At 73.7% G+C, this 11,052-nt stretch carries 11 protein-coding genes and 2 pseudogenes; 1 reads left to right on the top strand and 12 read right to left on the bottom strand.

All coding sequences use genetic code 11. The features are described 5' to 3' along the window. Window positions 1-1,199: 1,199 nt before the first annotated feature. From EAD98_RS09540 to EAD98_RS09595, 12 genes and pseudogenes are all read right to left on the bottom strand, one after another. Window positions 1,200-2,261, bottom strand: a pseudogene (locus EAD98_RS09540) (LysM peptidoglycan-binding domain-containing protein); the annotation flags it as partial. Between the two features lie 14 nt (window positions 2,262-2,275). Then, the gene (locus tag EAD98_RS09545) at window positions 2,276-2,734 is read right to left on the bottom strand and encodes a pilus assembly protein TadG-related protein (protein WP_121653692.1); all 459 of its coding nucleotides are present in this window, start codon (window positions 2,732-2,734) and stop codon (window positions 2,276-2,278) included. Then, window positions 2,731-3,198, bottom strand: a complete 468-nt coding sequence (locus tag EAD98_RS09550) for a TadE/TadG family type IV pilus assembly protein (protein ID WP_121653693.1) — start codon at window positions 3,196-3,198, stop codon at window positions 2,731-2,733. The genes EAD98_RS09545 and EAD98_RS09550 overlap by 4 nt, the downstream gene beginning before the upstream one ends. Continuing rightward, entirely contained in the window at window positions 3,195-3,638 is a 444-nt protein-coding gene (locus tag EAD98_RS09555; protein WP_121653694.1) for a TadE/TadG family type IV pilus assembly protein, read from the bottom strand. The genes EAD98_RS09550 and EAD98_RS09555 overlap by 4 nt, the downstream gene beginning before the upstream one ends. 5 nt (window positions 3,639-3,643) lie before the next feature. Then, window positions 3,644-3,847 carry a hypothetical protein gene (locus EAD98_RS09560; protein ID WP_121653695.1) on the bottom strand — a complete coding sequence of 68 codons (204 nt, stop codon included), beginning with the start codon at window positions 3,845-3,847 and terminating at the stop codon, window positions 3,644-3,646. A 24-nt stretch (window positions 3,848-3,871) separates the two neighbouring features. Beyond that, window positions 3,872-4,741: a type II secretion system F family protein gene (locus EAD98_RS09565; protein WP_121653702.1), complete on the bottom strand. Its 870-nt coding sequence runs from the start codon at window positions 4,739-4,741 to the stop codon at window positions 3,872-3,874. A 5-nt stretch (window positions 4,742-4,746) separates the two neighbouring features. Further along, window positions 4,747-5,649 (bottom strand): type II secretion system F family protein, encoded by a 903-nt coding sequence (locus EAD98_RS09570; RefSeq protein WP_121653696.1) that lies wholly within the window; start codon window positions 5,647-5,649, stop codon window positions 4,747-4,749. 4 nt (window positions 5,650-5,653) lie between these two features. Next, entirely contained in the window at window positions 5,654-7,198 is a 1,545-nt protein-coding gene (locus EAD98_RS09575) for a CpaF family protein (protein WP_121653697.1), read from the bottom strand. Next, a complete protein-coding gene (locus EAD98_RS09580; protein ID WP_121653698.1) occupies window positions 7,188-7,988 on the bottom strand; it encodes a ParA family protein in 801 nt (266 codons plus the stop codon). The genes EAD98_RS09575 and EAD98_RS09580 overlap by 11 nt, the downstream gene beginning before the upstream one ends. 2 nt (window positions 7,989-7,990) lie before the next feature. Further along, a complete protein-coding gene (locus EAD98_RS09585; RefSeq protein WP_121653699.1) occupies window positions 7,991-8,644 on the bottom strand; it encodes an SAF domain-containing protein in 654 nt (217 codons plus the stop codon). Further along, window positions 8,641-9,609: a hypothetical protein gene (locus EAD98_RS09590; RefSeq protein ID WP_121653700.1), complete on the bottom strand. Its 969-nt coding sequence runs from the start codon at window positions 9,607-9,609 to the stop codon at window positions 8,641-8,643. The genes EAD98_RS09585 and EAD98_RS09590 overlap by 4 nt, the downstream gene beginning before the upstream one ends. Beyond that, window positions 9,603-10,169, bottom strand: coding sequence for a hypothetical protein (locus tag EAD98_RS09595; protein ID WP_121653701.1), 567 nt, complete (start codon window positions 10,167-10,169; stop codon window positions 9,603-9,605). The genes EAD98_RS09590 and EAD98_RS09595 overlap by 7 nt, the downstream gene beginning before the upstream one ends. A 590-nt stretch (window positions 10,170-10,759) precedes the next feature. Between EAD98_RS09595 and EAD98_RS31510 the strand changes: the two are divergent. Next, window positions 10,760-11,052: pseudogene (locus EAD98_RS31510) on the top strand (hypothetical protein); the annotation flags it as partial.

Here is an 11,052-nt window from a genome sequence, read left to right on the forward strand (position 1 = left end):
GCCGCCGGCTGCCCGGCGTCCGGCGCTCGGGCCAGGCTGCCGGCGTTGCCACCGCTCATCCGGCGCCGAGCCGCTGAGCGCCGCTCATCCTGCGGCAGGCTGCCGTGCGCCGTTCACCCGGTGCTGGGCTGCTGAGCGCGCCGCTCCTGCGCCGGGCCGCTGAGCGCCGCTCCACCCCTGAGCGGGGTTGCGTGCGCGCTGCTCATTTTGCGCCGGGCTGGCGTTTGCGCCGCTGATCCTGCGCGGGCTGCCGCGCGCCGCTTGACTCTGTGTCCGAGACGCAGGGGGCCGGTGCTACTTCCAAGCGCGATACCTCAGAGTCATATTTATACCTGTGAGGTATCGCGCTCTCCGGACCCATGCCGCCAGCCGGGGCGAGTCCGCTGCTGTGCTGCCGCCGGGGTCGCCGCAATGAGCGGGAAGCCGGCGCGGCTGTCGATCGGCGGTGAGCTGAGTCGGAAGCTCAGTGCGGCCCGGTCGACCGGCGAGGAGCTGAGCTGGAAGCCCAGTGCGGCCCGGTTGATCGGCGCTGAGTTGAGCTGGAGGCGCGGTGCGGCCTGTTGGCCGGCGCTGAGTTGAGCTGAAAGCCGGTTGCGGTTGTCGACGGGCGGGGAGTTGAGCTGGAAGGGTGGCGCGGCCTGCTGGCCGGCGCTGAGTTGAGCTGGAAGCCGGTTGCGGTTGTCGACCGGCGGGAAGTTGAGCTGGAAAGGTAGTGCGGCCTGTCGACCGGGAGCGAGCAGGGCAGGAAGCCCGGCGTGACCGCCAACGACGGACCTGCGTCCGAGGTCGGCCGCTTGACCGCCCAAACGGCGGCGACCTCGTGCGGACTCACCGGAGGGGCGAGCGCCGGGTCAGCTGCGCCGGTGCCTACCGACCTCCGGTCCGTCCGGCACGGAGTCCAATCCGTGTCCGCCGGCCAGCGGGCCACCGTGTTCGTCGTAGCCGCCCCATCCCTCACCGTCACCCCAGGAGGCGTTCCCCCTCCGGCCCTCGTCGCCGGACCGCCCGGGGGCAGCGGTCGCTGCTCCGCCGCTCGGCCCGGTGGTGATGCCAGGCGCCCGGGTCGTACCGCTGCTGGTCCGGGTCGTACCGCCGGTCCGGGTCGTACCGCTGCTGGTCCGGGCTGCGCTGCCGATGCTTTCGCGCGCGCCGCCGCGGGGGGTGCGGGTGGACGCGGCTGACCGAGGGGACGCGCCGGCGGTGGCCGGGCGGCGGCGCAGTCCGAGCACCGCCCCGATCTGGGCGCCGACGATGCTCGCCACGGCCAGCACGGCGGAGACCGCCAGCGGTCGGTTGACCCCGTCGGTCGCGCCGGCCCGGGCGGCGCCGACCGTCATCGCGGGCGGCTGACCCGTGGACTCCGTACCGGTGGGTGGTGTCGGTGCCACACGTTCCGGCGCGGCCCGCTCGGGTGCCGGTCGGGGGGCCGGCGGCTTGGGCGCTGGTCGGGCGACCAGGCGGCCGGTGGCATGCGAACGGGCGCCCTGGTCGGTGGCCTCGGTGGGCAGTCGGAGCAACTGGCCAGGGCGGATCCGGTCCGGGTCGTCGAGCCGGTTCAGCTCGGCCAGCCGTCGGTAGTCGGCGAACTCGTCCAGGTAACGCTCGGCCACATCGCCGAGGTAGTCGCCCCGCGCCACCCGGTACACCGGCGCCGCCTCGTCACTCGCGCCCGCGCGCGAAGGCGTGGCCAGGGCCGACGCGTCGCTGACCGTGGCGCCCGCGACGCGGGGCGCGGCGGTCCCGTGGGCCGTACCCAGCGCCGACGTGGACGCCGGCCCAGCCAGGGTGGCGGCGCCCGGGCCGGCCAGGGTGGCGACGGCCGGTGTGCCCGGGTGGGCGTACGCCGAACCGCCGTAGACCGCGGCGGCGCTGGCGGCGGCCGGGCTGGCGGCGAGGATCAGCGCGACCGAACCGACCAGGGCGGCGGCGGCCTTCTGCTGGCGGCTCATCCCCGGCAGCTTCGGCGCCGGCCGGCGCAGGCTCTGCGCGCCCAACTCGACGAGGACCGAGAAGGCGAACGTGGCCCAGCCGAACCAGCCGGCCAGTGCCAATGCCCGCAGGAAGAGCTGGCCGTCGTCCCGGCTGGTCAGCGCGGTGCCCACCTCGGCGATGGTGGGCAGGTGGTCGGGCAGAGGGTTGCCGGCGAAGGCGAGCAGTGCCACCGGCGCGCCGGCCAGCAGTGTGCAGAGCACGACCAGCGCTCCGAGGCCGGTGAGGATTCGTCCGGTCCGCCGTACGACGGACCGACCCGATGCGGGCATGGCTGCCTTCCTTCCTACGGTTCCGGCGGTGCTGGCGCTCTGGTGATGGCCCGCGCGGTCGCCTCGCCGGTGACGGTGACCGTGCTGGCGAAGCCGAACAGCCCGAGCATCGATCGGCGGTAGGTGATCGTGACGCGTACCCGGACGAGGGTCTCCCCGGCGACCTGCGGGAAGCTCACGGTGTGGCCGGTGGTGCCGGCGGCGGCCAGGTAGTTGGCGACCGCGACGCGGGCCTGCCGCCGGTTGATCCGCGTCGGCCCGCCCTCGATCGCGGTGGCCCGGTCGATGGCCTGACCCCCGGCCCGGGCCGCCTCGGCGGCCAGGTTGTCGGCGCGTTGCAGGGTGCGCAGCTGCCCGGCGCCGTCGAAGGAGAGGCCCACGATGGCCAGTACGCCGGTCATCGCCACCGCCAGGAAGATGCTGACCCGGCCATGGTCACCGGCGCGTGGACGCCGGGAGGCGATGGCGGTCATCGTCGGCTCCGGTAGCGGTCCAGGGGCGAGGTGAAACTCGCCGTGATCCGGTTGTCAGTCGGCATCCCGGGCACGACGTTCAAGGAGATGTCCTTGAAGGACACCAGGCAGCTGATCTCCACCGTCACCGTGGCGTCCGTACCGACCGGGCTGCGGAAGGCGGCGTTGAAGCTGGTGGCCTTGCCGGCCACCGAGCCGGAGAAGGTCGGGTGGAGGTCATTGGCGCAGGCCAGCCCGTGCCAGTCCAGCTGTTTGCGGGCGGCCTCCCGCGCCGCGGTCCGCGCGCTTCTGGCATCCCGGGAGATCGAGGCGGCGCGGGCCGCGTCGTGCGCGGCGGCGTCGATCGCCTCCGCCGCGACCGCGCTACGCCCGGCCACGCCTGCCAGCACCATCAACGCGATGAACGCGGGCGCGAGCACCGCCACCTCGATGGAGACCGAGCCCCGCTCGGCGCTGCGGTTCACGGTGTGGTCACCCGTTCCACTGTCCCGTGCGCGGTCTGCTCCACCGCGAAGTCCACGCCGGGCACCACCGACAGGGACCGGCCGCGCACCGTACAGGTCACCTCGGTCGCGGTGGTCACGCAGCTCGGGTCGGTCTTCCCCCAGCCCACCAGCCAGCCGCCGGTGGCCTTCAGGAAGCGGGTGGCGCTGGCGACCCCGGCGCCGTCCGGGGCGTCGTACAGCCGCTGGGCGTTGACCCCGCTCTGCGCGGCGTTCAACGCCGTGGATCGGGCCAGGAAGACGGCCGCGACCTGGAGCGAGGCGAAGAGCAGCACCAGGATCAGCGGCATGACCACGGCCAGCTCCACCGGGTTGGCTCCCCGCTCCCGGTCACCGGCCGCGAGGTGGCGCCGGGCAGCGGCGACCGCCCGGCACCACCATGGGAACGCGGCTCGGCGCATGTCCGCTACTTCGGGTTCGTGTGGTTCGGGATGGCGTTCATCCAGTCGTTGGCCTTGCCCAGGGCCAGGCCGGTGACGATGGTCGCCACGAAGACCAGACCGAAGATGATCACCGCGGTCGGCACCGGGCTGTCGCCGCGCTCGCCGTCGCGGCGCAGCTCGGCGACGCGCGTCGTCAGCACGACGTGCAGGTAGCTGATGATGGACATGGCGTACTCCTTCTCGGGGTCGGATCAGACACGGGCGATGAACGGGTAGACGACGAAGCCGAGCAGCACGAAAACGAGCAGCGCGCCCGGAATGTCGAGCTTGCTGGTCACCCCCTCGGCGCGGGCGAGGTTGTCGGTGCGGATCTGGTCGCGTAGCGAGTCGGCCCGGCTGCGCAGGGTCTCGTGCACCTGCGCTCCCTCGCTGCCGGAGGAGCGCATGATCGCGCCGACGTCGCCCAGCTCCGGGATGCCGATCTTGTCCGCGAGGTCGCGCAGCTCGTCCCAGGGCGCGTGCATCTGCATCTGGGCGATCCGCAGCGACTCCTGGATCCGGTCGAAGACCCAGCCGTCGCAGACCGCGGCCGCCCGCTCCAGCGACTGCACCGGCCCGTGCGCGGCGGAGAGCTGCAACGCCACCAGATCCAGGTAGGTGCAGACGGCCTGGCGGAACTCGTCCCGGGCGGCGTCGGCCTTCGTGAGCACCGCCCGGTGCGCCAGCAGGCCGCCGATCAGCGCCAGGCCGAGGCTGCCGAGCACCGGTACGACCAACGGCAGCGAAATGCCCAGCACGAACAGCGCCACCCCGAGCAGGGTCGGCGTGGCCAGCCCGACCAGCGCGGAGAGCAGCACCGACAGCGCGTACTGCTCGGAGGTCTGACCGATCAGGGCGAGCTGCCGGTGCGGCGGCCGCAGCCAACGGGCCAGCCCGGTCAGCCAATCCAGTCGTCGGGAGGCGGGAGCGGCGACCCGGCCGGTGCCGGGCGGCTGGTGCAACCGGCGCAGTGCCGGCCCGAGCGCCGGGGTCGCCGGCACGAGCTCGCGGACCACCAGGAACAGGCCCAGCCCCACGGCCGCTCCACCGCACACCGCGATGGCCAGGTGCCAGTTCACGATCACGCTCACGCGATCACCTCCTGCGGGTCCGGCGCCGGAAGGAACCGGGCCGGGCGCTGCGGCTGGCTCATCGACCGCACCCAGGCCAGCAGGCCGATGAAGGCGGCCCCGAGGGCGGCCATCACCAGTTGACCCACCGGCGTGCCGTACGGCTCGATGTACTCGGTGTTGATCAGCCCGTACGCCAGGGTCGCGAGGGTCATGCCGGTGAGGAAGCGGACCGCGAACCGGGGCTGGGTGCGCTTGGCCTCGATCTCCCGGCGGGTGGCGACCTCCGCCGCCGCCGCGCCGGCGATCGAGCCGAGTACGTCGCCCAGCCGCTCGCCCCGGTCGGTGAGGTGCAGGATCAACGCCGCCACCACCTGGTCGCAGACCGGGTCGCCGATGTCGTCGGCGAACGCCAGCAGCGCGGAGCGGGCCGTCCAGCCGGCCTGCAACCGGGCGGCGAGCAGGCGAACCTCGTCCTCGACGCCAGGTGGCACGGTGCCGATCGTGCCGATGATCGACTGTTGGAGGCCCTGCCCGGTGCCGGAGACGTCCTTGAGTCGGCGGGTCCACTCGCCGACCGCCTCGATCCGGGCGATCGCCCGCTGCTCGGCCTTGCCCACCGCGAACAGCCACGGGGTGCCGGGCACCGCCACCGCCACCAGCAGACCCACCACCGGCAGCCCGGTCAGCAGGAAGGCCAGCGCGCCGGCGGCCAGCGCGGTGAGCAGCAGCGCCTGGTAGGCCCGCCGTTCGCCAGGAGTGGCGCCGGAGCCACGCCAGAGTCGGCTCAGGCCCGGTCCGGAGCCCGGGCCGGGGCCGACGGGCCGCCGGGTGCCGATCAGCGCGACCACGGCCAGCAGCAGCCCCGCGACACAGGCGGCGCCGGAGAGCACCGCGATCAGTTCCAGGTTGGTCCGCACCAGATCACCGCCGGGCCAGTCGGGTCTGCCGGGGACGACGCCAGGCGCCGGTGCCGGCCTCGATCCACCGGGTCAGCAGCCGGGCGTCGTACCCCACCCGCAGCAGTTGGTCGCGGACCCGTTCCGGCAGGTGCCGGGGGACCGCGCGGCCGTCCGGGCCGGGCCCGAAGACCGTGGTGGTGGTGATACGGCCGGCTTCGCCAGCGCCGATCACCTCCTCCACGTGCGACACGAACCGGTGCTTGCGCCCGCCGATCGCGGTCTCGTCCTCGACGGTGACGTAGACGATCAGGTCCAGGGCGTTGCCGGCCATCCGGCGGGCCTGGTCGACGGTCATCTCGCGGCCGTGCGCCAGCGCCAGCTCGACGATCCGTTCGCCGACACCGGCGGACGTGCGGGCGTGGATGGTGCACATCGAGCCCCGGCTGGTGGTCATCGCCTGGAGCATCGGCACGATCTCCCGGGACCGCACCTCACCCACGATGATCCGCAGCACGCCCATCCGCAGTGAGAGTGGGATCAGGTCGGCGATCGTCACCTCGCCGGCGGGCCGGCCGTCGAAGCCACGTTCGCCGTGCCCCTCGCGGGCCTCGAAGCTCATCACCGCCCGGTGCCGCTCCCGCCGGCGGGCCGGCAGCAGCTCCCGGCTCTCCTCCAGCAGCACGTACGGCTCGTCGGGCGGGATCTCGTTCATCAGCGCGCGGATGATCGTGGTCTTCCCGGCACCGGCCAGCCCGGCGACCATGATGTTCAGCCCGGCGCGCATCGCCGCGCGGAGGAAGTCGCGCAGCAGTGGGTCGATCATCTCGTCCAGGTCACCCCGGGCGCCGGCCACGTCGTCCAGGCTCACGTCCAGGGTGTTGTGCTTGCGGATCACCGCATACGGGCGGTGGCTGACCAGGAACACCGCGGCCAACCGGCTGCCGTCGGGCAGTTGCAGGTCGAGGGTGGGCTTCACGGTGGACAGGGACCGTTCGGTCGCGCCCGCGCGGCGTGCCGCCGCCTGAAGGATCTCCACCAACTCGGCGTCGCTGTCGGCGATCGGCTCGGCCCAGTCCACCCCGCCGCCGTGCCGGGTGATGCGTACCTGGTCGCAGCCGAGGATGTGCACCTCCTCGATGGTGTCGTCGACCAGCAGGGTCTGCAGCCGGCCCAAGCCGACCAGCTCGGCGGTCACCTGGTCGAGCAGCAGGCGTTCCGTGCCGGCGGCCATCGGTGTGCCGGCCCGGCGGACCGCGTCCGCGTACTCGGCGACCACCGTGACGGCCAGCCGGGCCCGCTCGGTGTCCTCCTCGTCGACGGTGAACTCACGGCCGCGCTGCCAGAGGGTGAGCCGCTCGGTCAGTTCCCGGCGCAACTCCCGGACCACCTGGAAGTCCATGCGGGCGCGGGGTGGCGTCTCCGGTGGCGGGCTGGCGGCGGGTGCCGGCGGGGGCGTCGGCATCGGCACCGAATGGTGTCGGCCGTTCGGCGCGGCCAGCGGCGGCGTGGTGGAGGTGACGCCCGGCGGCTGCTGCCGCGGGTCGACGGAGACCGGTTCAAACCGCATCCGGCACCCCCTGCTGCACGGGCCAGGCCAGCCGGGCGCGCCGTCGCTCCAGCAGCGCGCCGATCGGCACCTCCAGCGCGGCCGCCGCGCGCAGCAGCGGCCGTCCGGCCCGCACCGTTCCGCCCAGGCTGAGCACCCTGGCGGTACGCGGGTCGCGCGGCAGCCGGGCGATCACCGGCAGTTTCAGCGCTCGGCTGATCTCGGCCCGCCCGTGCCCGTCGCCGACGAGCAGCAGCCGGAGGGTGCCCGGCGGCACCCGGTGTTCGGCGAAGTCCCGTTCGATCGCGGTGACGACCGCCCGGGTGCCGGAGAGGTCCGGCAGCTCGGCCCGGGTCACCAGGAGCACCACCGAGGCGGCCCGCAGCACCGGCCACGGCGGGCCGTTGACGTGCAGCCGGCCGCAGTCGACCAGCACGTCGTAGCCGGGGGTGCCGCGGTCGAGCGCGTTGAAGTAGTCGGCGAAGCGCTGCCAGAGCGGGGTGACGCTGCCGGCCTGCGTCGGGTCGACCAGCCCGGGCAGCAGCAGTCGTTCCCGACGGGGCGCGTCGAGGTCGACCAGCTGGGACCAGAAGGCGGTCTCCAGGTTGCCGTCGCGCAGCTCGCCGACGGCCAGCTCGCCGAGGCCGCGGGGCCCGTCCAGCTGACCGCCCAGGTAGCCGGCGAGGATCGACCCGCCGGCAGGGTCGCACTCCGCGAGCACCAGCCGTCGGTGCCACGCCAGCGCGCAGGCCAGCGCCGAGGTGGTCACGCCGGGCGAACCCTTCGCGGACACCAGCGCGATGATCGCCATGCTCAGGCCGCCTCGGTCAGCACGACGGCGACCCGCTCCTGCGCGGCCAGCGCCACCACCGCGGGTACGTCCCGGACGGGGAGCGCCAGGTAGAGCACCTTGTCGTCGTTCGCCGGGCTGACCATGTCGATCACGGTGGCGGAGAAGCGGGTGCCCACGGCGGCCGTGCCGGTGGCGTTGTCGTCCGGGGTGCTGACCAGCAGAACCTTGTCGCCAGGGTGCAGTTCACGCGCCGGCACCTGCGCGGTCTTCAGGCCGAGCGCGATCTGCTGCTGGCCGGGGCCGAGCAGCGGATCGTCGGTGACCTGCCCCAGCGTGAGCAGGGCGCCCGGGACCAGCGCCACGGCGGCGCGCTTGCCGACCACCTCGTCCAGCCGCCCGGCGGGCACCGGGCGCAGCCCCTGGCCACCGGCGACCTGCACGGCGACCAGGTCGGCGGCGCTGATCTCCCGGCCCACCTCCACCGGCCGGGCCACCGCGAGGTAGCTGCCGGTGGCCCGGACCGAGGTGACCGCGAATGCCGCGCCCAGCCCACCCAGCGCGATCAGGAGTACGGCCAGACCCAGCAGCCCCGGGCGGACCCGGCGCTGCCGGACGACCTTGGGCGGGCTGACCGGCGCGTCCACCGGGGTCCCGTTGCGCGTCGCGAGACTCACCTGTTCACCACCTGGAGTTCGTTGATCTGGATCGGCACGGTGCCGCTGGTCCGGGTCTGCGGAATCGGCTCGCCCTCGACGTCGTCGTCGGTCCACCACCGCACCGTCCAGTACGTGGTGGCGCCGACCCGGTAGGTGCCGGCCTCCGGATAGCCGTTGTCGTAGCCGCAGTCCGGGGATGTGCGGCCGGCACGCCGGCCGTTCGGGTCGTACGGGGTGCCGGCGCCCGTGCAGGTGACCTTCTCGCCGTTGCCCATGTCCCAGACGATCCGGTCGACCTTCGCCTCGATGGAGACGGTCAACCCACGGTCGGAGGCGGAGGCGCGCAGCGGGCCGAAGTAGCTGGTGCTCGGTGTCGCCCACATCCAGACGGGCAGGCCGACCAGGCCGGGGCCGACGCTCTTGCGGGGCGCCACCTTGAGCCGCGCGGGCAGCAGCTTGATCGACGCCAGGGCGCGGCGGGCCAGCTCCTCCGGATCGGGCGGCGCGCCGAAGCCGGGCGGCGGCTCGTCCCTCAGCACCGTGACCTGGGCACCCAGCTCGCCGCCGTTGCAGGTCTGCAGATACCACTGCTGACCCTCGGGCGGCTCGACCTCTCCCTCGGTCAGCTTGTAGTAGCACCCGTCGCCGTTGTTGAACCAACCGAGCAGGTCGTCGTAGCAGGCGATGGTCCGCCCGCCCCACTGGCAGACACCGCCACCTCCGCCGCCGCCGGAGTCACCGCCGCCGCCGTTGTCGCCGCCACCGCCGGGATCGCCCGGTGTGCCGGGTTCGTCGTCCCAGACGCTGCAGTCCGGCTGGTCGAGCGGGCACTCCACCCCCGGGTCGGCGCGCCGGGCGGCGGCGGCCGGCAGCGTCGCGCCGACCACCAGCAGCAGTGCGAGGCCGAGCCCGGTGAGCGCCCGGCGGGGCGTCCCGGCCCGGGCGGTACGGGCCGGGACGCCTCTTCCTCCCCAGGTCAGCACGGCTGGTCCCGGTGCGCGGCGCTGGAGTTGATCAGCCAGCGCCCGTCGGGATAGCGGGTGGCGGTGGCCGTGGCCAGATGTCTGCTGCCCCCGCTGCCCGGGACCACCCGTCTGTCCTTGGCGTAGACCAGCCGGTAGCCGCTCGCGTCCAGGCAGTCCTGGATCTCCACGGTGGCCGGGGTCGAGTCCAGGCTGACCGAGGTCACGGTCGGGTCGGACTTCAGCGTCCCGGTACGCATCGCGCCGTGCTCCTTTGCCTCGCGAATGGACACTCGCACCCGAGTGAGCAGTGGATCGGCGAGGAACCGGGACAGTTCCGGCGCATGCGGATCACTGCGTCGACTCGCCGTACGCGAGGCCGCGAGATAACCGGAGTACGCGTGCAGTGCCGCCTTTTCCGCGGCCCGCCGTTCGACGTCCGAGTCCGCCTGTTGTCCGTCGTTGCGGGCCGGCGCCGGCCGTTCGACGGCCTCCCGCCCGCTGCCGCAGGCGGTGACCGGCACCGCCGCCACGACCGCTACCAGGCAGATTGCTGCTCGCCTGAGCTGCCGTCCGCGCACCGTCGAGCCTCCTCGTGGTCGCCCGGTGCGGCGGCGGATCACCGCCGCCGGGCATGCGGAAGCGCGCCCGGATCAGCACATCCGGAGCCGTTCATTGCGCTTCTGCATTCACCGATACGGATCTTCTACAAATGGATGGTCCTGTGTCGTCCGGTTGTTGCAGTGAGGCTTGCGTCACACCCAAGGGGCGAGCATAGGCTGACGCTCGCCGATGCAACAGAGGCAATTCAACTGAACACTCTCCGTGATGACAGGTGGTGGTGAGGGGTGTCTGCGCCGCGCTCCGGGCAATGGCCGGCTGATACGCCGGCGACGGCACGCGCTCGACGGGCCGAGTGGGTTCGTCGGGGCCCTTCCGCCGGTCCCGAGAGTGGGACAACGCGGCGTCATCCCGGCATCCACTCGGAGCCGGCGGCGGACCGACGAACCGCGCCGATCGGTGGGACGGCCGGCCCGGGTCCCGCCCGGGAAGCCGCCGGACGGCCCGCTGTGCAGGTCGCTTTCTGCGCCATCCGCTACACCCAAGCGATCGTTCAGTCACGATCCGTGTTCGCCTTCACGGCCGGCGGTCGGCCCGAAGCGGGGTCGACATGGCGCTGACCGGCCCGTCGGCGGCCGCCCCCGGTCAGGAGAACCCGCCCGATCGGACCCCGACACCCCCGCCTTCGGGTGGCACGACCGAACCCGCCGACCGAGCCGCGAGCAGTGCCCGGCTCCCCACCGTGCTGGCGATCCTGACGGTCAGCCCGCTGCTGCGGTGGGCCGCCCTGCGCTACGGCGTACCGTCGGGCACCGCCAGCCGGACCGGCTGCGACGCCTGCGGCGCGCCGATCGGGCTGACCCGGCCCTGGCCCGCGCTGGGCCCGGCCGGCCGGTGCGGTCG

The organism is Micromonospora sp. CV4 (genome assembly GCF_003667455.1).
In the GTDB taxonomy this organism is placed as follows: domain Bacteria; phylum Actinomycetota; class Actinomycetes; order Mycobacteriales; family Micromonosporaceae; genus Micromonospora.